The organism is Tessaracoccus lapidicaptus, assembly GCF_001693815.1.
Taxonomy (GTDB): domain Bacteria; phylum Actinomycetota; class Actinomycetes; order Propionibacteriales; family Propionibacteriaceae; genus Arachnia; species Arachnia lapidicapta.
In genome coordinates this window covers 1-20,598 of record NZ_MBQD01000023.1, presented here as the reverse complement: position 1 = coordinate 20,598, position 20,598 = coordinate 1, and the positions used below count along the sequence as shown (strand labels likewise).

Annotated in this window: 22 protein-coding genes and 1 tRNA gene; 14 read left to right on the top strand and 9 right to left on the bottom strand. The window is 70.4% G+C overall.

Annotation, left to right across the window (positions count from 1 at the left end; translation table 11 throughout):
* The first annotated feature begins 13 nt into the window (after positions 1-13).
* From BCR15_RS09885 to BCR15_RS09870, 4 genes are read left to right on the top strand one after another with little or no spacing between them, the layout of a single operon-like run.
* Entirely contained in the window at positions 14-577 is a 564-nt protein-coding gene (locus tag BCR15_RS09885) for a DUF5998 family protein (protein ID WP_228383405.1), read from the top strand.
* A 4-nt stretch (positions 578-581) separates the two neighbouring features.
* Entirely contained in the window at positions 582-1,697 is a 1,116-nt protein-coding gene (locus BCR15_RS09880; protein WP_068752047.1) for an alkaline phosphatase family protein, read from the top strand.
* The gene (locus BCR15_RS09875; RefSeq protein ID WP_068752046.1) at positions 1,694-2,938 is read left to right on the top strand and encodes a glycosyltransferase family 4 protein; all 1,245 of its coding nucleotides are present in this window, start codon (positions 1,694-1,696) and stop codon (positions 2,936-2,938) included. Before BCR15_RS09880 ends, BCR15_RS09875 begins: the two co-directional genes overlap by 4 nt.
* Positions 2,931-3,581 (top strand): thymidine kinase, encoded by a 651-nt coding sequence (locus BCR15_RS09870; protein ID WP_068752045.1) that lies wholly within the window; start codon positions 2,931-2,933, stop codon positions 3,579-3,581. The genes BCR15_RS09875 and BCR15_RS09870 overlap by 8 nt, the downstream gene beginning before the upstream one ends.
* 10 nt (positions 3,582-3,591) lie before the next feature.
* Here the strand turns inward: BCR15_RS09870 and sepH are convergent, their stop codons facing one another.
* The gene (gene sepH, locus BCR15_RS09865; protein WP_078919548.1) at positions 3,592-4,509 is read right to left on the bottom strand and encodes a septation protein SepH; all 918 of its coding nucleotides are present in this window, start codon (positions 4,507-4,509) and stop codon (positions 3,592-3,594) included.
* Positions 4,510-4,656: 147 nt separating this feature from the next.
* On the opposite strand from sepH, the gene BCR15_RS09860 reads away from it, so the two are divergent.
* Positions 4,657-4,953: a DUF4193 domain-containing protein gene (locus BCR15_RS09860; protein WP_068752043.1), complete on the top strand. Its 297-nt coding sequence runs from the start codon at positions 4,657-4,659 to the stop codon at positions 4,951-4,953.
* 8 nt (positions 4,954-4,961) lie between these two features.
* Here BCR15_RS09860 and BCR15_RS09855 read toward each other — a convergent pair whose 3' ends face one another.
* Positions 4,962-5,255, bottom strand: a complete 294-nt coding sequence (locus BCR15_RS09855; RefSeq protein WP_068752042.1) for a DUF4235 domain-containing protein — start codon at positions 5,253-5,255, stop codon at positions 4,962-4,964.
* 60 nt (positions 5,256-5,315) lie between these two features.
* Here BCR15_RS09855 and BCR15_RS09850 point away from each other — a divergent pair, with 60 nt between their 5' ends.
* Genes BCR15_RS09850 through BCR15_RS09835 form a run of 4 tightly spaced genes read left to right on the top strand, consistent with a single transcriptional unit; the run spans position 5,316 to position 7,287 of the window.
* Positions 5,316-5,765, top strand: coding sequence for a DUF3093 domain-containing protein (locus BCR15_RS09850; protein ID WP_068752041.1), 450 nt, complete (start codon positions 5,316-5,318; stop codon positions 5,763-5,765).
* The gene (gene dut / locus BCR15_RS09845; protein WP_068752040.1) at positions 5,762-6,223 is read left to right on the top strand and encodes a dUTP diphosphatase; all 462 of its coding nucleotides are present in this window, start codon (positions 5,762-5,764) and stop codon (positions 6,221-6,223) included. Before BCR15_RS09850 ends, dut begins: the two co-directional genes overlap by 4 nt.
* Entirely contained in the window at positions 6,220-6,918 is a 699-nt protein-coding gene (locus tag BCR15_RS09840) for a DUF3710 domain-containing protein (protein WP_141680103.1), read from the top strand. Before dut ends, BCR15_RS09840 begins: the two co-directional genes overlap by 4 nt.
* A 3-nt stretch (positions 6,919-6,921) precedes the next feature.
* The gene (locus tag BCR15_RS09835; protein WP_068752039.1) at positions 6,922-7,287 is read left to right on the top strand and encodes an OB-fold nucleic acid binding domain-containing protein; all 366 of its coding nucleotides are present in this window, start codon (positions 6,922-6,924) and stop codon (positions 7,285-7,287) included.
* On the opposite strand, the gene BCR15_RS09830 is transcribed toward BCR15_RS09835, so the two are convergent.
* Together BCR15_RS09830 and BCR15_RS09825 are read right to left on the bottom strand one after the other, a co-directional pair.
* Positions 7,275-7,946: a potassium channel family protein gene (locus tag BCR15_RS09830; RefSeq protein WP_068752038.1), complete on the bottom strand. Its 672-nt coding sequence runs from the start codon at positions 7,944-7,946 to the stop codon at positions 7,275-7,277. The genes BCR15_RS09835 and BCR15_RS09830 overlap by 13 nt on opposite strands.
* An 8-nt stretch (positions 7,947-7,954) precedes the next feature.
* Positions 7,955-8,602, bottom strand: a complete 648-nt coding sequence (locus BCR15_RS09825) for a potassium channel family protein (protein ID WP_068752220.1) — start codon at positions 8,600-8,602, stop codon at positions 7,955-7,957.
* A 113-nt stretch (positions 8,603-8,715) separates the two neighbouring features.
* Between BCR15_RS09825 and BCR15_RS09820 the strand changes: the two genes are divergently transcribed.
* The 5 genes from BCR15_RS09820 to dxs all read left to right on the top strand — a co-directional run bounded on the left by BCR15_RS09820 (position 8,716) and on the right by dxs (position 17,157).
* Complete coding sequence (locus tag BCR15_RS09820; protein WP_068752037.1) at positions 8,716-10,707, top strand: APC family permease; 1,992 nt, start codon at positions 8,716-8,718, stop codon at positions 10,705-10,707.
* Positions 10,704-11,828 (top strand): class I SAM-dependent RNA methyltransferase, encoded by a 1,125-nt coding sequence (locus BCR15_RS09815; protein ID WP_068752036.1) that lies wholly within the window; start codon positions 10,704-10,706, stop codon positions 11,826-11,828. Before BCR15_RS09820 ends, BCR15_RS09815 begins: the two co-directional genes overlap by 4 nt.
* An 84-nt stretch (positions 11,829-11,912) precedes the next feature.
* On the top strand, positions 11,913-14,732 hold the full coding sequence (locus BCR15_RS09810) for an aconitate hydratase (protein ID WP_068752035.1): 2,820 nt from the start codon (positions 11,913-11,915) through the stop codon (positions 14,730-14,732).
* Positions 14,733-14,831: 99 nt separating this feature from the next.
* On the top strand, positions 14,832-15,221 hold the full coding sequence (locus BCR15_RS09805; protein WP_068752034.1) for a hypothetical protein: 390 nt from the start codon (positions 14,832-14,834) through the stop codon (positions 15,219-15,221).
* 22 nt (positions 15,222-15,243) lie between these two features.
* Positions 15,244-17,157, top strand: a complete 1,914-nt coding sequence (gene dxs / locus BCR15_RS09800) for a 1-deoxy-D-xylulose-5-phosphate synthase (RefSeq protein WP_176715223.1) — start codon at positions 15,244-15,246, stop codon at positions 17,155-17,157.
* On the opposite strand, the gene BCR15_RS09795 is transcribed toward dxs, so the two are convergent.
* The 5 genes from BCR15_RS09795 to BCR15_RS09775 all read right to left on the bottom strand — a co-directional run bounded on the left by BCR15_RS09795 (position 17,154) and on the right by BCR15_RS09775 (position 20,335).
* Positions 17,154-18,359 (bottom strand): HRDC domain-containing protein, encoded by a 1,206-nt coding sequence (locus BCR15_RS09795; protein WP_078919551.1) that lies wholly within the window; start codon positions 18,357-18,359, stop codon positions 17,154-17,156. The genes dxs and BCR15_RS09795 overlap by 4 nt on opposite strands.
* The gene (locus tag BCR15_RS09790) at positions 18,356-18,940 is read right to left on the bottom strand and encodes a DUF3000 domain-containing protein (RefSeq protein WP_228383406.1); all 585 of its coding nucleotides are present in this window, start codon (positions 18,938-18,940) and stop codon (positions 18,356-18,358) included. The genes BCR15_RS09795 and BCR15_RS09790 overlap by 4 nt, the downstream gene beginning before the upstream one ends.
* A 55-nt stretch (positions 18,941-18,995) precedes the next feature.
* A complete protein-coding gene (gene msrB, locus BCR15_RS09785) occupies positions 18,996-19,412 on the bottom strand; it encodes a peptide-methionine (R)-S-oxide reductase MsrB (protein WP_068752031.1) in 417 nt (138 codons plus the stop codon).
* Between the two features lie 29 nt (positions 19,413-19,441).
* Positions 19,442-20,212, bottom strand: a complete 771-nt coding sequence (locus tag BCR15_RS09780; RefSeq protein ID WP_068752030.1) for a sirohydrochlorin chelatase — start codon at positions 20,210-20,212, stop codon at positions 19,442-19,444.
* Positions 20,213-20,263: 51 nt separating this feature from the next.
* Positions 20,264-20,335, bottom strand: a tRNA-Val gene (locus tag BCR15_RS09775).
* Positions 20,336-20,598 lie beyond the last annotated feature (263 nt).

The window sequence follows — 20,598 nt, the reverse complement described above, 5'->3', positions numbered from 1 at the left end:
CCAGAATGGGCGGGTGCCAGAATCCGTCGACATCATGAACTCGCTGCCGCCGGCGCTGCTGGCCGAGATCGCGGAATGCGGGTTCTATCCGAGTCTCGTCGCGGAGACGGTGGCTCTCGGACTGGGGGACCGTGAGGTGCTCGACCATCTGGTCCAGCACGAGGCGACCTTCGCCGGCCACGAGCTGCACCGCCACCTCACGGTGTTGATCCGCACGGCCCGCCAGCTGCTCATCTGCCACATCGACGAGGGCGAGGGCGGTCGTGCCGACGCCGTCGCCACCACCGAGATCGTCGCCCTGCGCGCCATCGACTCCGTGGTGCTGACGCGGTCGCTGGCGCAGCCGGAGCGGCGGGAGGGCCTCACGGAGGCCTGGCTGAGCATCGTATGGGGCGCGGCGCGACGCATCGATCTCGGTCCCGCCGGATGCGAGGACCCGGCCTGCGAGGCCGACCACGGCTACACGGGGGTGCTCCAGCCGGACGACATCACGGTCCGGATGAGCCCGCAGGCCGACGGTGACAACGCGCGGAGGCTGGTTGCGTTCGCCACCCGGCTGCAGGCCGAGATCGGCTGAGGCCGTGGAGTTCCTCGCCCCCCGCTACGAGGACCTGGCCCTGGTCAACGTCCTGCCCAGCGTCACGGCCCGGCTCGACGGCGGCGATCCCGTCATCGCGATCCCGCGCGCGTCGCAATACGTGGTGCTCCTGGTCGACGGACTGGGGTGGCATCAGCTGGTCGAGTACGCCGACCACGCCGAGACCATGGCCGGCCTGCTCCGCGCCGCGCCCCGCATCACCTGCTCGGTCCCGTCGACGACGGCGACCTCCCTGACCTCGTTGGGCTGCGGCGTCCCGACGGGCGAGCACGGCGTCACCGGCTACACCTTCTACGAGCCGTCGGTGGAGCGGGTCATCAACGCCCTGACCTGGGAGGGCGGGCCCGACGACGTCGCGGGGTTCGCCCAGACGCCGACGCTCTTCCAGCGGCTCGCCTCCGGCGGCCGACCCTCCGGCGCCGTGACGCTCGGCCGCTTCGCCGATAGCGCCTTGACCCGGCTGGCGTTCACGGGAACGACGCTGTTCCCCGTCGCCGCGGAGGGGGACCCCGAGGGGTTCACCGAGCTCGTGGCCGATGCGCTGCGGGCGGCGGACGTCGTGTACTGCTACGAGCGGATGCTGGACCACATCGGGCACGGGACCGGCGTCGGATCCTGGCAGTGGCTGGAGCAGCTCGCCACCGTCGACGACCTGGTCGCCCGGCTCATCGAGACGCTTCCGCCGGACGTCGCTCTCCTCGTGACCGGTGACCACGGCATGATCAACGTGCCGGAGTCGTCGCGGGTCGTCGCGGAGGACGAGCCGCGCCTGGCCGGCTACACCCATCTGGGCGGCGAGCCGCGCTTCCGCCACATCCACGGGGAGGACCCCAGGGCGCTGACGTGGGCCTGGGAGAGCGTGCTGGGGGAGCGCGCGCACGTCCTGCGCCGGGAGGAGGCGATCGAGGCGGGATGGTTCGGTCCCCGCGTCTCGGCGATGAGCGCGGCGAGGATCGGCGACGTCGTCGCGGCCATGACCGGCGATTTCGCCGTCATGAGCCGCCAGACCCCGGGCGAGTTCTCGCTGGTCGGCATGCACGGCTCCCTGACGGCGGCCGAGATGGAGGTCCCGCTGCTCATGCACGGCGGTACACGGTGAGCCTGCGGATCGCCATCGTCATCGACGACTTCTACCCGGCATCCGGGGGCATCGGCAGGTCCGTCCAGACGCAACTGGAGGAGCTGACGGCGCTGGGCCACGACGTGACGCTCATCGCGCCGGACCGCCACCTGCAGAAGCCGCGGCTGGGGCGGATCATCGAGTGCCCGACCGTCTACCTCGAGGGCCTGCCCGCGCACCTCAGCATCCTGCACTGCTCGGACCGCCGGGCCCGGCTCATCAGCGACGTCGGGCGGTTCGACCTCATCCACACGCAGACCGAGCGGGGGGCGCTGGTGCTCGGCGCCAAGCTCGCCCGGCTCCAGGGCGTGCCCCACCTCCACACGTTCCACGCCAACATCGCGGGTACTCACCAGAGCGTCCGAGGGGCCGTCTTCGGGACCCTCGGCTACGAGCTGCTCATCCTCCCGGTGCTGCGCCGGGCCTGCGGATCGGTGCCTCCCGCGTCGCGGCTCCCGGCGGCCCGGCACGAGACCGGCGGCCTGGCGGCGCGGTTCGACTGGCACGCGTTCGCCACCATCGCCCAGCTGGTCGACGGTTACACGGTGCCGTCACCGTTCATGCGGGATCTCATCGGGGAGTCGGCCCGGGGGGAGGTGCACGGGTATGTGGTGCCCACCGGCTACAACCGCAGCCTCAAGGCGGCGATCGACCGCGCGCCGCGGGAGCGCTCCGACGCGACCGTCCGCTTCCTCTCCGTCGGGCGGCTGGCCAAGGAGAAGCGCCTGGACGTCCTCATCAAGGCGTTCCGGCGGGCCGATCCGGCCAACGCCGAGCTCGTGCTGGTGGGCGACGGGGACCAGAGGGACCGGCTGCGCTCCTTGGCCGACGGGGATCCGCGTATCGACTTCCGGTGGCACCTGGTCTCCATCGAGGCGCTGGCGTACGAGTTCCGCAACGCCGATGTGTTGGCGCTCAGCTCCTACCGCTTCGACTCCCAGGCGCTGGTGGTCGCCGAGGCCGCGGCGGCGGGGCTGCCCGTCCTGTACTGTGACGACCGCCTCACCGTCGGGCTGTCGGAGGCGAGCGCCCTGCTCACCGGCCCGGACGTGTCCTCCATGGCGGCGGGGATCCGGGACCTGGCCGGCGACCCCGCGCGGCGGGCGCGCATGTCGGCCGCGACGGCGGGCGTCCTGCCGGAGCTGAGCCCGGAGCGGACGGCCGAAGGATATGTCGCGGCCTACCGCGACCTCATCGATCGAAAGGCGCCGCGTGGCTGAGCTCGTATTCCACACCGGACCCATGGACTGTGGCAAGTCGACTCTGGCGCTCCAGCTGGACTACACGCAGTCGACCCACGGGCGGCGCGGCCGGGTGTTCACCTCACAGGACCGCGCCGGCGAGGGCGTCATCGCCTCGCGGCTGGGGCTGACGGCGGCCGCCATCGAGGTCGACGAGGCGTTCGACTTCTGGCGCTACGTCATCGCGGAGCTGACCGGCGGCCACCGCGTGGACTACATCGTGTGCGACGAGGCCCAGTTCTACACGCCCGACCACATCGACCAGCTGGCGCGCATCGTCGACGAACTCCAGCTGGACGTCTACGCGTTCGGCATCCTGTCGGACTTCAGGACCCGGCTGTTCCCAGGCTCCCAGCGGCTCATCGAGCTCGCGGACCGTGTGGAGACTCTGCCGATCGGACCGCTGTGCTGGTGCGGATCCCGAGGGACGCACAACGCCCGCACCGTCGACGGTCTGATGGTGACCGAGGGGTCGCAGGTCGTCGTGGGGGACACCACCGACGGGGGCGAGGTGCGTTACGAGGTGCTGTGCCGGGCCCATCATCGGCGCCGGATGACCGCGACGCGCGCCAAGGCGACGCTGTCGCCCGACCCGTTGCCGTTCGACCCCGACGACTTCTGAGCGTCTGCGCTCAGGTGGTGGGCCCACCGAACATGATCTCGTCCCACGTGGGGACCTTGGCGCGCCGGCGGCGGGGGCGCGGCTTCTTCGGGGCCTCCGCGCCGTCGACGAGGGGCTCCTGCGCCGGCTCGTCCGGCGCCTCCTGGGGCGCGCCTGCGGGCTCTGCGTCCGTGGAGAGCTCTGCCGCGACCTCGGGCTCCTCGCCCTCTTCGCGGGGGAGGGTGGCGTCGAGCTCCTCATCCGCGGCCTCCGGGCCGGTCGGCGAGGGGTCGAGGATGCCGGTGTAGATGCGCACCGAGTCCTCGCTGATGCCGCTGAGCATGTCGTAGAGCCGGTCGAGCTGGGAGGTGTCCTCGTTGCCGTCGTGCATGAGGGCCGAGGCCGGCACGTCGTCGCCCGGCACCGCCGGCCCAGGCTGCGTCACGGCCCGCACCAGGGCCATCTCGTCGGTGAAGTCGACGGTGTTCTCCTCCTCGGAGGGGGCGTCGGCCGGCGACTCCTCACCGATCATCCACCTGGCATCGGAGTTGTGGGCCACGGAGAACCGCGCCTTGGGATCGAACACGAACTCGGCCTCGCGGGCCTCGGCGTCCGCGCCCAACCTCCCGACGACCCGCCACTTCAGATCCGGCTGCCGCCAGGCGTCCCACGCGATGGTGTCGGGGTCGACGCCGCGGGCCCGCAGCCGTGCCGCGATGAGATCGCCGAGCCGACGGTGGGTACCGGACTCGCCCCGGCGACGGATGGTCGCGGTCTGCGCGGCCTGTGCGATATGGCTCCGCTCGGCGAGGACCGGCCCGGCGAACGCCTCCACCCGGTCCAGCTCCATACCCGTCTCCTCGACGACCTCGGCCACGGAGGCGCCCGAGCGGATCCGCTGCTGGATCTCGCGGGGGGTCAGAGCATTCACTGTCGATTCCTCGTTCACGTCGGTGTTTTCCTGTCCAACTTACCAGCGAGAGCCCGCCGCCCGCCTGGGACGAGCGCGGGTCCATCTCCCATCCAGCCCCGCGATGTGATACACATAGGCGCGTTCGCGGCACCAGGCGGCACAGAAAGGGACGGTTGACTGAGGATGGCCACCGACTACGATGCACCCCGCAAGACCGATGAGGACATGTCGGAGGACTCCCTCGAGGAGCTGAAGACCCGCCGACTCGACAAGAACTCCGGGAAGGTCGACGAGGACGAGGTCGAGGCCGCCGAATCGTTCGAGCTGCCCGGCGCCGACCTGTCGCACGAGGAACTCACCGTCCGGGTCCTGCCCAAGCAGGCCGACGAGTTCACGTGCGCGTCGTGCTTCCTGGTCAAGTCGCGTTCACAGCTCGCCGAGGAGCGCTCGGGGCTGAAGTACTGCGTCGACTGCGTCTGAGACGCGGCTCAGAAGTCCAACTTGGTGCGGAGCCGGCTCGGCCCGACGTGGGCGAAGTTCGCCATCCACCGACGCTGCACGTAGCGATTCATCACGAGCTGCGAGATCCCCACGCCCAGGCCGCTCGCCGCGGCCCAGATGATGGCGCTGGCGACGGGGGTCTCCGGGTCGTTGATGTCCGGTGCCGGGTCGCCGGTGGCGGCCTCCCACGTCTTGGTCACCAGCTTCCGGGCGATCAGGGTCGTGAGCGCACCGAGCACGCCGGCGTAGATCTTCCACATCACCTTTTCGGTGAGAGCCATGAGGGTCCTTTCGGGTCGGCCGTCGGAACCACCATAGGGTGAACCGGGTAGGGTTGACAGGTGATCTATCGCGAACGACTGCACGTGCCGTGGTGGTGGGTGCTCATCGCAGCCCTGTTCGTCCTCAGTCTCGCGGTCGCCGTCTACGCGTATGTGGACCCGCTGATCGCGACGGTGTTCACGGTGCTCGCCGCAGTCGGTGTCGGCTTGGCGCTGGTCGCCTACAGCGCGACGACCGTCGGGGTCGTCGACGGGGCCGTGGTCGCCGGACGCAACCGGGTCTCCCTCGACTGGGTGGCCGGTGCGGACCCGCTCGCGGGCGAGACGGCACGTGCCGCGCTCGGGAGGGACGCCAACCACCGCGACTTCCTCCTCACCCGCCCCTACGTCCCCGGCCTCGTCCGCATCCGGCTGTCGGACCCCGCCGACCCACACCCCGCATGGCTGGTCAGCACGCGGCGTCCGGAGGACTTCGCCGCCGCGGTCAACGCCCCGAGGAACGCCGGATGATCATCCCCACGATTGCCGACGACGGCGCCCTCCCCACCTACGCGCACGATGGCGACGCCGGCGCCGACCTCCGGGCCGCCCACGACATCGCGCTGTCGCCGGGTGAACGCGCGCTGGTCGGCACCGGCGTCGCCGTGGCGATCCCGGCGGGCCATGTCGGGCTCGTGACGCCCCGCTCCGGTCTGGCGGCCCGGTTCGGGCTCAGCATCGTCAATGCCCCCGGCGTCATCGATTCCGGCTACCGCGGCGAGATCCAGGTGTGCCTGATCAACCTCGACCCGGAGCGGGAGATCCGGCTCAGCGCCGGCGACCGCATCGCTCAGCTTCTCATCATGCCCGTCGTCACCGCCCGATTCGTGTCCGTCGAGGCCCTCGACGGCACGGTGCGCGGCGCCGGGGGTTATGGTTCCACCGGCGGTTTCGCCGCCCCGACCACCAGTGAAGGACTCGCGCAGTGATCTTCGGACGCAGACGGCCCCAGGACATCGACGACACCGACATCGACGAGACCCCTGACCTCACCGCCGATGAGGATCAGGAGACCGACGAGGTTCCGGCGGACGACACCGCCCGCTGGGACGCGGCATTCGCGCGGGACGAGGGCCCGTTCGACATCTCCGAGGTCGACCTCGACGCGGACGCCGACGAGGTCCGCCGCGTCGACCTCGGCACGATCATCATCACCCCGTTCCAGGGGATGACGATGCAGCTCCAGGTGAACCGGGAGACCAACGCCGTCCAGTCGATCCTCGTCGGAGACGGACAGTCCGCGCTCGAGGTCGCGGTGTTCGCGGGGCCATCGAAGTCGTCGATGACCGGTGAGATCCGGGACGAGATCATGGCCACCACGACGCGGCAGGGCGGGCGCTGCCAGGCCGTGGAGGGACCCTTCGGCACAGAGCTGCGGCGGGCCCTGCCCGTGACGGGACCCGACGGCAAGCCGGCGATGCACCTGTCGCGAACCTGGTTGGTTCAGGGCCCCGGATGGGTGCTGCGCGGCGTGCTCCTCGGCAAGGCGACCTTCGAGGTGGACAACGACGAGGCGCAGCTGGCGCTGTTCGAGTTCTTCAGCAACATCGTCGTGCGACGCGGCACGTCGCCCGCCGCTCCGGGCAGCCTACTGCCCATGCGGGTACCTGAGGCAGAGGGCTGAGCCGTGGGCAAGCGGCCGTGGGGTGAGCGGTTGCGGCGCTACTTTCTCTCCCACGAGGAACTGGAGGCCACTGAACTGCGCGAGCAGGCGGCGGTCGCGGGGGCGCAGCCGCTGGCAGCGTGCCCGGTCCGCTCCAGAGTGACGCTGCGCGGCACCATCACCTCAGTCACCTCGGACGCCGCCCACGGCTGGCTGGAGGCCGAGGTCAGCGACGGCAGCGGCACCGTGCGGCTGGTCTGGATGGGTCGCGACCATCTCGAGTGCCTGCTGCCGGGGCGCACCATCCTCGTCGAGGGCCGGCTGGCCGACGACCGCGGTCAGTGCGTCATCTACAACCCGGACTTCCGGATCGTCCCTCAGTCGTCGTAGTGGTCGGCCGCGAACACCGCGGCCAGGTCAGCCTCGGACTCCTGCGTCACGAGGAAGAGGAGTTCGTCACCGCCCTCGAAAGCCCGGTCACGCTCCGGGGTGATGGGTGCGCCGTCGCGGATGATCGCGACCAGTACCGTGTCGCCGGGCAGTTCCACGTCGCGCAGCCGCCGCCCGGCGAGGTGTGATGCCTGAGGCAGCGTCACCTCGGACAGGTGCGTCGTGGACCGGTTGAACGTCAGCAGCCGCACGAGGTCGCCCGTCGAAACCGCCTCCTCGACGAGCGCCGACATGAGGCGCGGCGTCGAGACGGACACGTCGACGCCCCACTGCGCGTCGAACAGCCACTCGTTGCCCGGATGATTCACCCGGCCGACGGTGCGCGGGACTCCGAACTCCGTCTTGGCCAGCAGTGAGTGCACCAGGTTCACCTTGTCGTCGCCGGTGGCCGCGATGGCGACGTCGCAGTTCTCCAGCTCCGCCTCCTCCAGCGACTGGAGCTCGCAGGCGTCGGCCTGGAACCAGTCCGCCCCGGGGACGGAGTCGGGCTTGATGGCGGCGGGGTCGCGCTCGATGAGCAGCACCTGGTGGCCGTTGGCGATGAGTTCGCGGGCGATGGAACGGCCCACGTTGCCTGCTCCGGCGATGGCGACGCGCATGGCTCCTCCTAGTGCTTGGCGGGCGGGGTGGCGAACAGGGTCTCGAGTTCGTCGGTGCGGTCCGTGTGACACGCGACGTAGATGAGATCGCCGTCCTGGAAGATGGTGTCGCGGTCGGGGACGATGCCTCGGCCCACCCGCTGCACGAACGGGATCGGGGTGCCGGCCGCGGCCTGCAGCTCGCTGATCCGTCGGCCGACCCACCCGGGGTGCACGTGGATCTGCAGCAGGCGGGCGGTCCCCGTCGGGTCCCGCCAGACCGGCTCGCTGCCCTCGGGCAGCAGGCGCCGCAGGACCTGGCTCACGGTCCACTTCACCGTGGCCACCGTCGGGATGCCCAACCGTTCGTAGACGGCCGCGCGCCCCTGGTCGTAGATGCGGGCCACGACGTTGTCGACGTGGTAGTTCTCCCGCACCACGCGGGCGGCGAGGATGTTGGAATTGTCACCCGACGACACGGCCGCGAAGGCGTCGGCGCGGCGGATCCCCGCCGCCTCGAGGACCTCGCGGTCGAAGCCGACGCCCTTGACCGTCAGCCCCTTGTAATCCTGACCCAGCCTGCGGAAGGCGTCGACGTTGACGTCGATGACGGCGACGCTGTGGCCGCGCCTCTCGAGCCCGGTCGCGAGCATCGAGCCGACACGGCCGCAGCCCATGATCACGATGTGCACGTGTGCCTCCTTCGGGCGACTGTGGCACCAGAACTTACACCCCGGACCCAGCCGGGGCCGACGATGACTTTGCCCGTCAACAGGTCTACCGTAGCCGCGTGAATGTCTTGTCGGCGCTCAAGCGCATGGTCGTCGGGCGGCGGCTCGCCAACGCCCAACTCGGGGAGACGCTGCTCCCGAAGCGGCTGGCGCTGCCGGTGTTCGCCTCCGACGCCCTGAGTTCGGTGGCCTACGCCCCCGACGAGATCCTCATCACGCTGTCGCTGGCCGGGATGGCCGGATTCCTCTACTCGTGGGAGATCGCTGTCGCGGTGGCGGTTGTCGTCGCGGTGGTCGTCATGTCCTACCGCCAGACCGTGCACGCGTACCCCAACGGCGGTGGTGACTACGAGGTGGCCACCGCCAACCTGGGCCGCTATGCCGGTCTCACCGTCGCGTCGTCGCTACTCGTGGACTACGTCCTCACGGTCGCGGTGTCGGTGTCCGCGGGGGTCATCAACGCCAAGGCCATGCTGCCGTTCCTGCAGGGCTACGAAGCGTGGACCGCGGTCGGTGTCATCGTGTTCCTGACCTTGATGAACCTGCGCGGTGTGCGGGAGTCCGGGTCGGCGTTCGCGATCCCCACCTATGTCTTCATGGCCTCGATGCTGTCGATGATCGCCATCGGCCTGGTGCGCATCCTGATCCTCGGCCAGCCCCTGAAGAGCGAGACCGCCGACCTCATCGTCGTCCCGCCTGAGGGGACCGGCGAGTTCGTCGGCTGGGCCATGGTGGCGATCCTGGCGCGCTCCTTCTCCTCCGGCGCCGCGGCCCTCACCGGCGTCGAGGCCATCAGCAACGGCGTGCCCGCGTTCCGGAAGCCGAAGAGCCGCAACGCCGCCACCGTCCTCGCGATGCTGGGCGGGCTGGCGATCACGATGCTGTTGGGCATCGTCGCGCTGGCCAACCTCACGAACGTGCACCTCATCGACGAGCTCACCGGCACCCACTACGTCAACGCCGCGGGGGAGACGATCCACAGCGCGGCCCACACGGTGACGGGCCAGCTGGCCCGCGTGGTGTTCATGGACTGGTTCGAGCCGGGCTTCTACATCGTCATCACCGCGACGATGCTCATCCTGTTCCTCGCCGCCAACACCGCCTTCAACGGGTTCCCCTCGCTCGCGTCCATCCTGGCCAAGGACGGGTTCCTGCCGCGCCAGCTGCACTCGCGCGGGGACCGTCTGGCCTTCTCGAACGGCATCCTCATGCTGTCGGCGGCGGCCATCGTGCTCGTCCTGGTGTTCGACGCCTCCGTCACGGCGCTGATCCAGCTCTACGTGGTGGGCGTGTTCCTGTCGTTCACGGTGGGACAGCTCGGCATGATCCGGCACTGGACGCGCGAACTGCGCACGGAGCGCGAGCCGAAGGTGCGGGGCCGCATCGTCCGGTCGAGGATCATCAACACCATCGGAGCCACGGCCACCGGGGCCGTGCTCATCGTCGTGCTGGTGTCGAAGTTCACGCACGGGGCCTACCTCGCGGTGGTGGCCATGGGCGTGCTCTTCGCGCTCATGCTCACCATCTCGAACCACTACCGGGCCGTCGAGCGCGAGCTCGCCCTCACGCCGGACTCGGATCGGGCGCTGCCCAGCCGCGTGCGGGGCGTCGTCCTCGTTCAGCGCGTCAACCTGCCGACGGCGCGTGCCATCGCGTTCGCCCGCGCGGCGCGCTCGACGACGCTGACCGCCGTGACGGTCGCCGTCGACGACGACGAGGTGGAGCTCATCCTCGACGAGTGGGAGGACGAGGACTTCGGCATCCCCCTCAAGGTGATCGCTTCGCCGTACCGCGAGATCACGGGCCCGTTCATCAAGTACGTGGCCGAGCTGCGCAGCGAGAACCCGCGCGACGTCGTCATCGTCTACATCCCCGAGTACGTCGTCGGTCACTGGTGGGAGCAGCTGCTGCACAACCAGACGGCGCTGCTCATCCGGACCCGCCTGCACTTCATGCCCGGGGTCATGGTCACGAGCGTTCCGTACCAGCTGAAGTCGTCGGGGCGCGCGAAGGCGGCCGCGCACAAGGCCTCCCAGCCGCGGCTCCGATGACGGTCGAGGTCGCGCTGGAGCGCGTGGCGCACGGCGGTGTCGTCGTCGGGCGCAGCGAGGGCAAGGTCGTCTTCGTGACCGGCGGCCTGCCCGGCGAGCGGGTCCGTGTCGAGATCACCGAGACGGGGGCACGCTTCGACCGCGGCCGGCTCGTCGACGTCCTGGACGCCGCGCCGGGCCGGGTGACGCCGCCGTGCCCCATCGCGGGCCGCTGCGGCGGGTGCGACTGGCAGCACGCGGATCAGTCCACGCAGCTCGCCCTCAAGACCGCCGTCGTGGCCGAGCAGCTCAGCCGCCTCGCCGGGATCGAGTGGGACGGTCAGGTGGAGCCCGTTCCGGGCGGGCTGCTCGGGTGGCGGACCCGCGTGCGCTACGCGGTGGACGATGACGGCACCGTGGGGTTCCGGGCCCGCCGGTCGCACGACGTCGTCGCGCTCCCGGAGGTGGGATGCCTCATCGCCGCGCCGGGGCCGGAGGTCGCCGAACTCACGCGCGTGGCCCGCCCAGGCGCCGACCTCGAGGTCACGGTGGCCGACGTCACCGTCGTGATCGCGACGCCGGCGGAGGCGCGGCGTCCGGTTCACCAGGAGGTGCGCGGACGAACCTACGCCGTGGACGCCGGGGGATTCTGGCAGGTGCATCCCGCCGCCGCCGAGGTGCTGACCGGCGCGGTGCTCGACGGACTCGCGCCGCGGCGCGGGGAGAGCGCGCTCGATCTCTACTGCGGGGTCGGGTTGTTCGCCGGTGCCCTCGTCGATGCGGGCTGTCGAGTCACGGGGGCGGAGTGGGGGACCCGGTCGGTGCAGCACGCGCGCGCCAACGTTCCCGAGGCACGCTTCCTCTCCGGCGCCGTGGAGCGGATCCACCGCTCGCTGCCGGCCCGGGCCGACCTCGTGGTCCTCGACCCGCCGCGCAAGGGGGCGGGGTCCGTGGTCGTGGGGGCCGTGGCGGACCGTCGGCCGCGTGCGGTGGCGTATGTGGCCTGTGATCCCGCGGCCCTCGCCCGGGACCTGGCGACGTTCCGGGATCGCGGCTACCGTGCGTCGTCGATCCGCGGTTTCGACCTGTTCCCGATGACGCACCACGTCGAGTGCGTGGCGATCCTGCACCCCCTAGACTGACCGATGACCGGCGCTGCCGCCGAGGGCACCCGCATGGTATCTTGACGTCAAGAGATTTGGCGACCGCCAAGTGTTAGGAGAAGGATGAGCGTCAACAGTTTCGGGGCCAAGGCGAGCCTCGACGTCAACGGCACCTCGTACGAGTACTTCCGCATCGGTGCGGTCGCTGGCTCCGAGAAGCTGCCCTTCAGCCTCAAGGTCCTGCTCGAGAACCTGTTGCGCACCGAGGACGGCGCCAACATCACGCGTGAGGACATCGAGTTCCTCGGCGCCTGGGACCCCTCGGCTGAGCCGGACCACGAGATCCAGTTCACCCCGGCACGCGTCATCATGCAGGACTTCACCGGTGTCCCCTGCGTCGTCGACCTCGCCACCATGCGCGAGGCCGTCGCGCAGCTCGGCGGCGACGCGTCGAAGGTCAACCCGCTGTCACCGGCCGAGATGGTCATCGACCACTCCGTCATCGCCGAGGTCTTCGGCATCGCCGGGGCGTTCGAGGCCAACACGGACATCGAGTACCAGCGCAACCGCGAGCGCTACCAGTTCCTCCGCTGGGGACAGAAGGCCTTCGACGACTTCAAGGTCGTCCCGCCCGGCACCGGCATCGTGCACCAGGTCAACATCGAGCACCTCGCCCGCGTGGTCTTCCCGCGCACCGTCGACGGCGTGCTGCAGGCCTACCCCGACACCTGCGTGGGCACCGACTCGCATACCACCATGGTCAACGGCCTGGGCGTCGTCGGATGGGGCGTCGGCGGCATCGAGGCCGAGGCGGCCATGCTGGGCCAGCCCGTGTCCATGCTCGTGCCGCGCGTCGTGGGCTTCAAGCTCACCGGCAAGCTCACCGAGGGCACGACCGCCACCGACCTGGTCCTCACCATCACGGAGATGCTCCGCGAGCACAAGGTCGTCGGCAAGTTCGTCGAGTTCTACGGCGACGGCGTCGCCCAGGTCCCGCTCGCCAACCGCGCGACCATCGGCAACATGAGCCCCGAGTACGGCTCGACGATCGCGATCTTCCCGATCGACGACAAGACGATCGACTACATGCGCCTCACTGGCCGCGACGAGCAGCAGATCGCGCTGGTGGAGTCCTACGCCAAGGCGCAGGGGCTGTGGCACGATCCGGCCGTCGAGCCCCAGTACTCCGAGTACATCGAGCTCGACCTGTCCACGGTCGTGCCATCGATCGCCGGACCCAAGCGTCCTCAGGACCGCATCCGGCTGGACGAGTCCAAGCCCGCCTTCCGCGAGGCGGTGGCCGGCTTCGTGGGCGCCCCGCATGACGCCGACGACTACTCCGGGTACGACCGGGCGGTCGCGGCGACGATGGGGGCCTCCGACCCGACGGGGCCCGACCCGACGATCCGGGACGACTCGCCGGCGCCCGCCGACCCGACCCACCACCACATGGTTCCCCGGGTGCACGCCGCCGCCCCAGTGACCCTGGCCGACGGCACCAGCTTCGAGCTGGACCACGGCGCGGTGACGATCGCCTCCATCACGTCGTGCACGAACACCTCCAACCCGAGCGTCATGATCGGCGCGGCTCTGGTGGCGAAGAAGGCCGTCGAGCGCGGCCTGACCCGCAAGCCGTGGGTGAAGACGTCACTGGCCCCCGGCTCGCAGGTGGTGACGGACTACTACGACCGCTCCGGCCTCACGCAGTATCTGGACGCGATCGGCTTCAACCTCGTGGGATACGGCTGCGTCACCTGCATCGGCAACTCCGGCCCGCTCATCCCGGAGGTCTCTGAGGCGGTCAACGCTCATGACCTCGCGGTGTCGGCCGTACTCTCGGGCAACCGCAACTTCGAGGGCCGGATCAACCCCGACGTGAAGATGAACTACCTCGCCTCGCCGATGCTGGTCATCGTCTACGCGCTGGCGGGCACCATGGACATCGACCTGTTCAGCGAGCCGATCGGCCAGGACGCGGACGGCAACGACGTGTTCATGCGCGACATCTGGCCCACCGAGGCTGAGATCGACGAGGTCATCAACAGCTCGATCAGCGCCGAGATGTTCGTCTCGCGCTACGCCGACGTCTTCGCCGGTGACGAGCGCTGGCGGTCGCTGCCCACGCCCGACGGCGAGACCTTCGATTGGGATCCGGACTCCACCTACGTCCGGAAGGCGCCCTACTTCGACGACATGCCGGCCGAGCCCGCGCCGGTGGGCGACGTCTCGGGCGCGCGCGTGCTGCTCAAGCTCGGCGACTCGGTGACCACGGACCACATCTCGCCGGCCGGCTCGATCAAGGCCGACTCGCCCGCGGGTCTCTACCTCACCGAGCACGGTGTGGACCGGAAGGACTTCAACTCCTACGGGTCGCGGCGCGGCAATCACGAGGTGATGATCCGCGGCACCTTCGCCAACATTCGCCTGCGCAACCAGATCGCTCCCGGCACCGAGGGCGGCTTCACGCGTGACTTCACCGTCGACGGCGGCCCGGTGACCACGGTCTACGACGCGGCCGTCAACTACGCGTCTGCGGGCGTGCCGCTCGTCGTGCTGGCGGGCAAGGAGTACGGCTCCGGATCGTCCCGCGACTGGGCCGCCAAGGGCACGGCGCTGCTGGGCGTCCGGGTCGTCATCGCCGAGAGCTACGAGCGCATCCACCGCTCCAACCTCATTGGCATGGGCGTGTTGCCGCTGCAGTTCCCCGAGGGCCAGTCGGCGGAGTCGCTGGGCCTCACGGGCGAGGAGACCTTCTCGGTCACCGGCATCACCGAACTCAACGACGGTGTGACCCCGCAGACGATGCGGGTCAGCGCCGTGAAGCCGGACGGGGCCGAGGTGACCTTCGACGCCGTCGTGCGGATCGACACGCCGGGGGAGCGGAGTTACTACCTCAACGGCGGCATCATGCAGTACGTGTTGCGGAACCTGGCCAAGGCCTGATCCGCACGCTGCGAGGGGCGGCTCCCGACAGGGGAGTCGCCCCTCGTTTCTGTGTCAGGCCGGTTGAATCTGTCGGCGGCGCGCGGTTCAATAGAACACATGTTCGATGATGAGGATCAGATCCGAGTGTACGTCCCGCCCGGCTGGCCGGCCGCGGTGCGGCCACCGGGGGCGCCGGGATGGGTGGCCACCGCGGAGGCATTCCTGCTGGACAGCTGCCCGGCCGAGTACCGGGGATACGGGGTGCTCCGGCGTCATCCGGTCGTGCTGGCACGGCTCGCGCGCGAGTTCGTGTCGTCCCAGCTGGTCGCCACCCGCAGCGGCCTGACCGGGCTCCGGCCGTCGCTGACCGGGGTGGTGGACGCGGCCACGGCGGACCAGGCGGCCGCCGTGTTGCAGCAGGAGGAGGCGCGCCTGGTGCGCGTCGCCAGGGCGGTCGAACTGGTGGATCAGGCCTTGCGGGACGTGCGGTTCGTGCCCAAGCTCTGAGCCTGGCCCTACTATGGAGCCCATGTCTGTGTTGGAGACGATCACCAGCCCGCGCGACCTTCGCGCGCTGTCTCGGCGCCAGCTCGTCCAGCTCGCGGCCGAGATCCGATCGTTCCTCATCACGAAGGTGAGCCGCACCGGCGGGCATCTGGGGCCGAACCTGGGCGTGGTCGAGCTGACCATGGCGATCCACAGGGTGTTCGACTCGCCGCGGGATCCGATCATCTTCGACACCGGGCACCAGAGCTACGTCCACAAGATCCTCACGGGCCGCGCCGCGGGCTTCGATCAGCTCCGCCAGCGTGGAGGCCTCTCCGGATACCCGGAGCCCGCGGAGTCCGAGCACGACTGGGTGGCCAACTCACATGCCTCGACCGCACTGTCCTGGGCGGAGGGCCTGGCCAAAGGCTTCCGGCTGCGCGGCGAGGCTCGCACGGTCGTGGCGGTCGTCGGCGACGGCGCCCTGACCGGCGGCATGGCCTGGGAGGCGCTGAACAACATCGCGGCCCGACAGGACCTCCGGCTGGTGATCGTGGTCAACGACAACGGGCGCTCGTACACGCCGACGGTGGGTGGACTCGCCAACCACCTGGCTGGCCTGCGCACCGATCGCCGCTACGAGAAGACCCTGACCCTGATCAAGCGCACGGTCACCGGCATGCCACTCGTCGGCCGTCCGGTCTACGACCTCATGCACGGCTTCAAGACCGGGGTGAAGGACGTCCTGGCGCCGCAGTCGATGTTCTCGGACCTCGGCATCAAGTACATGGGGCCCCTCGACGGGCACGACATCGCGTCGCTGACGAACCACCTCGAGCAGGCACGGCACTTCGGCGGCCCGGTGATCGTGCACTGCGTCACGCGCAAGGGGCGCGGGTTCCAGGCCGCGGAGGAGCACGAGGAGGACCAGTTCCACGCCGTGGGCCGGATCAACGAGATCACGGGCGAGCCCCTCTCGGCGTCGGTCCAGGCCACGTGGACGGACGCCTTCGCGGAGGCCATGGTGCACATCGGCCAGCGCCGGCCGGACGTCGTCGCCGTGACGGCCGCCATGCTGCACCCCACCGGGCTCGGACGGTTCGCGGCCGCGTTCCCGGACCGGATCTTCGACGTCGGCATCGCCGAACAGCACGCCATCGTGTCGGCGGCGGGGCTGGCGCGCTCGGGGCTGCACCCCGTGGTGGCCCTCTACGCCACATTCGTCAACCGGGCGTTCGACCAGGTGCTCATGGACGCAGCGCTGCATCGCACCGGGATGACCATCGCCCTGGACCGGGCCGGAGTCACGGGCACGGACGGCCCCAGCCACAACGGCATGTGGGACATGACGCTGCTGGGTCTCATCCCCGGCCTGCAGCTGGCGGCTCCGCGAGACCAGGCCAGGCTCGTGGCGGCGCTGGACCGGGCCGTCGATGTCTCGGACGCCGTCACCGTCGTCAGGTACTCGAAGGAACGCCTGCCGGACGCCATCGAGGAGGTCGCGCACGTCGGCGATGGGCTCTCGCGGGTCGATGTGCTGCGGCGCAGCGAGGGCGCGCGGCTGCTGATCGTCGGGTACGGCCAGTGCGCCGGGATGGCGCTGGGTGTCGCGGATCGCCTCCGGGACGAGGGCGTCCCCGCCACGGTCGTCGACCCGCTCTGGGCCCTGCCGGTGAGCCCGGACCTCGTGTCGCTGGCGGCGGGCTACGACGTCGTCGTCACCATGGAGGACAACCTCGTGGAGGGCGGCATCGGCCAGCGTCTCCGGTCGCGACTGGCGGAGTCCCATGCAGCGACCCGCGTGATGACGTTCGGGATCCCGCAGCGCTTCCTCGCCCACGGTTCCCGCGATGAGGTGCTCGATGAAATCGGGCTGACCGCCGCGCAGGTGTCGCTGCGAGTGCTGGGGGAGGTGCTCAGCGCGGCACCCGACCAGGAGGCGGTGCGGCCGGCCTAACGGCCCAGGGCCTCACGGATCAGGGGGACGAGGAAGTCGGCCTGCCACGGACGTGCGCCCAGGGCCAGCAGGTCCTCGTGCGTGACGTCCGCGGATGCGAACAGGCTGCCCTGCACCGCCACCGGGGGAGCGACGAGGCTGGGCTGCAGGCCGCCGAGATCGCAGGCGAGCTCGTCGATCACGGGACGCACCTTTGCCCATCGCTCAGCGGCCTCGGGGTTCACCCGGTCCCATGTCCGTGGGTGCGGCACGCCGTCCGAGCGCAGACGCGGTGGGGGATACCCGGACGCCGGTAGCGCCCGCACCTCGTCGAGGGCGGCGAGCCAGGTGGACAGGTTTCGGCTGCCGGGCGGGGCGGCGAAGCCCTTGATCCGCAGGAGCTCCGACTTCGTGGGAACCGAGTCACGCGCCAGGCTGGCCGCCTCCAGGATGGCGGCGTCCGGGAGGATCCAGCCGGGCGGTCGATCGCGCCGTTGGGCGATGGCGTCGCGCGCGGTCCACAGGGCCCGGGCGACGGCGTACTGCCGTGGCGTGCGCAGCGTGGTGATCCCGCTGAGGCGGCGCCACGGATCCACGCGGGGCTGCGGGGGAGCGGTGTGGCGCGCCAACGTGTCCGCGAACTCCTGGTCGGCCCACTCGGCGCGCCCGACCTCCTGCAGCTCATCCTGCAGCCGCTCAGCCAGCTCGAGGAGGTAGTCGACGTCGAGCGCGGCATACGTGAGCCACGACGGCGGCAGCGGCCGCTTCGACCAGTTGTCCGCCGAGTGGGCCTTGCGGAGGTGGACGCCCAGTTCGGCCGCCAGCAGGGCTCCGAGGCTGGCGCCGGGCTTTCCGAGCAGGCGGGCCGCGAGCTCGGTATCGATGATCGAGGGCGGCAGGACACTGATCTCACGCATGCAGGGAAGATCCTGGCTGGCCGCGTGGATGATCCACGGCGCGTCCCCGCAGGCAGTGACGAGAGACGACAGGTCGGCGGGTCCGCCGCGTTCGAACGCCACGGGATCGACGAGCCACGTGCCGGCGCCCTCGCGGCGGATCTGCAGCAGGTACGCCTTGGGCCAGTACCGGTGGCCGTGTGCCCGCTCGGTGTCGAAGGCGACAGGTCCTGTGGCCGACGCGAGGGCCTCGAGGCAGGACTCGAGGGCGCTCGGGTCCTCGACGACGGGACGCAGCGGTTCTCTGGGGCTTTCGATGTAGGTCATCCGTGCCGCCCGGTGGGAAGGGATGAGACGCCAGGGGGGAGGGGCGGCTGGCCCGCGACGTGCCCCATGAGGTCCTCCCACGCGGCGAGGTGGGCGGTCAACGGGTGCCGGACGTCCAGGGTGGGGGTCCAGGAGCACCGCAGCTCGACCTCGGCGCGGTCCGCGTCGGCCATGTCTCCGAAGCCCTTGCCGTAGGACGCCGTGACGGTGCCGGCCAGCGCGTGGGCGGCACAGCCGCGGTGCGCGAGAGCGTCGGTGAACCAGGACCACGCGACGTCGGGGAGCAGCGGGTCGGTGACCATGTCGAGGTCGACCTCCGCCCGGACGTAAGTGACCAGCCGGAACGTGCCCGACCACGAGTCGTTGCCCGCCGGGTCGTGGAGCAGGATCAGCCGCCCCGTCGAGAGGGCCTCGTCGCCGCCGTCGCCCAGTTCGCCCTCGATGGCGACGGAGTAGGGCGCGATGCGCTGCGGCGAGCCGATCTCGTCGGTGGTGAACCCGCGGCGCCACTGCATCGTGTCGAGTTCGCGCAGTGCGCGGGCGAAAGGCTCGGGCGTCGCGCTGGTCACGTCTGCTGGCACGACCGCCACCCTACGACGGGGCCCCTCGGAGGCCGGTGAGGCGCGCCGGAGCGGCTCAGCCGCGGCGGAGGCGGAGGCTGACCGAGTTGATGCAGTAACGAAGATCCGTCGGGGTGTCGTATCCCTCGCCCTCGAAGACGTGTCCCAGGTGGCCGTCGCACGCGGCACAGCGCACCTCGACGCGCGGGCGGCCAGGGATCGAGTGGTCGTCGATGTAGCGGACCCGGTCCTCCGCCAAGGGGGAGAAGAAGCTGGGCCAGCCACAGTGCGAGTGGAACTTCTCGGTGCTGCGGAAAAGTTCGGCTCCGCAGCCGCGGCACTCGTAGATGCCCTCGTCCTCAGTGTCGGTGTACTCGCCGGTGAAGGGAGCCTCGGTGCCGGCCAGACGGAGCACCTTGAACTCGAGGGGGGACAGCTCGGCCGCCCACTCCTCGTCGGACTTGGTCACGGGAGGACGGTACGCGTCATTCATGCAGCGATCCTATGCGCCCCGGGCAAGCCTCAGGAGTCCTCGCCGTCCAGGTCGTCGGGGAGTCGGGTGGGGGTCCCGTCCAGCAACTCCATCGCGCCGAAGGCGTAGCGGGCGAGGATGAGTTGGCGGAGGTGGGGGCTGTCGCCGATGGGGGCGGTCACCGCGACGGCGCCCGCGCGCAGGGCGCCCTGGACGTGCATGTGGTAGCTGGGGGTGGGAGTGAGGTGCAGGCTGCCCACGGCGATATGACGGCGACCTTGCATCCGCAGGGAGGCGACGGCGGCCGCGGTCGCCCGCCCGTCGCCCGTCTCCACCGCCAACTGAACCGGCAGCCGGTGGTGCGCGGACCATTGCCGGGCGCGACGACCCAGCAGCGACGTCCCGCGCACGTCGCCACCCGAGGGGGCGGCGAGGACGAGTCCGTCGATTTCCAGGGCGCCTCCGCGGTGGAGTGCCTCGCGCACCCGCTCGTCGAGGATGTTGAGCACCTCGCCGGCGGGACCCACGGGACGACTCACGGCCAGGTGGATGTCACCGGAGTGCTCGAATGTGTCGAGTTCGGGCGCGTGGTCCGCCGCGGAGACGAGGTCGAGCGGAACCAGGACGGCCTCGGCCACCTCGTCGGCGACCAGGTCCGCCACGACGTTCTCCAGCCTGGGTGTGCCCGCGCCGATCCGCGCCAGTGCGATGCGGAGATCCGGCCGACTGCTCTGCAGGGAACGCGCGATGGACTTCAACGCATTGGTGACCGCCGGATCGTCGGGCCCTTCAGCCACAAGCACGATTGCCGGCGCAGTCATCGACTCTCTCTCATTGGGCCACCGGATGGTGGCGTGTCGGAGACTCTTCTGTGGGCGATGGCGGTTTCGAACCGCCGACCTCTTCGGTGTGAACGAAGCGCGCTACCACTGCGCCAATCGCCCCTAGCGAAGTTGGAGTCTAGTAGAAGAACCCGGGCCGTGTCGAACCGACGACGGTGCGCCTCGATCGAAGCGGCGCGCGAGAGGAGCCCTGTCCACCTGGTCATGAAAGGGGTCCAGCCCCTCGTGGCGACGTGATTCCTGTTGCCTCATGTCAAGATGCCCGCTTGGTTTGAGTCGTTGACTCATCTGGGTTTGCCCGCTTCGGATCGCTGATCTTCCGGCGGGAGAGGTAGACGTGGTTGGTCTTGGCGCGGCGTTGGACG

What these genes read in the sequence shown, in the direction of transcription:
- BCR15_RS09860 (WP_068752043.1), top strand. Translation starts at nt 4,657, where the DNA reads ATGGCCACCGACTACGATGCACCCCGCAAGACCGATGAGGACATGTCG.
- BCR15_RS09855 (WP_068752042.1), bottom strand. Translation starts at nt 5,255, where the DNA reads ATGGCTCTCACCGAAAAGGTGATGTGGAAGATCTACGCCGGCGTGCTC.
- dut (WP_068752040.1), top strand. Translation starts at nt 5,762, where the DNA reads ATGATCATCCCCACGATTGCCGACGACGGCGCCCTCCCCACCTACGCG.
- BCR15_RS09830 (WP_068752038.1), bottom strand. Translation starts at nt 7,946, where the DNA reads ATGCGCGTCGCCATCGCCGGAGCAGGCAACGTGGGCCGTTCCATCGCC.
- BCR15_RS09825 (WP_068752220.1), bottom strand. Translation starts at nt 8,602, where the DNA reads ATGGGCTGCGGCCGTGTCGGCTCGATGCTCGCGACCGGGCTCGAGAGG.
- BCR15_RS09815 (WP_068752036.1), top strand. Translation starts at nt 10,704, where the DNA reads ATGACGGTCGAGGTCGCGCTGGAGCGCGTGGCGCACGGCGGTGTCGTC.
- BCR15_RS09810 (WP_068752035.1), top strand. Translation starts at nt 11,913, where the DNA reads ATGAGCGTCAACAGTTTCGGGGCCAAGGCGAGCCTCGACGTCAACGGC.
- BCR15_RS09805 (WP_068752034.1), top strand. Translation starts at nt 14,832, where the DNA reads ATGTTCGATGATGAGGATCAGATCCGAGTGTACGTCCCGCCCGGCTGG.
- dxs (WP_176715223.1), top strand. Translation starts at nt 15,244, where the DNA reads ATGTCTGTGTTGGAGACGATCACCAGCCCGCGCGACCTTCGCGCGCTG.
- BCR15_RS09795 (WP_078919551.1), bottom strand. Translation starts at nt 18,359, where the DNA reads ATGACCTACATCGAAAGCCCCAGAGAACCGCTGCGTCCCGTCGTCGAG.
- msrB (WP_068752031.1), bottom strand. Translation starts at nt 19,412, where the DNA reads ATGAATGACGCGTACCGTCCTCCCGTGACCAAGTCCGACGAGGAGTGG.
- BCR15_RS09780 (WP_068752030.1), bottom strand. Translation starts at nt 20,212, where the DNA reads ATGACTGCGCCGGCAATCGTGCTTGTGGCTGAAGGGCCCGACGATCCG.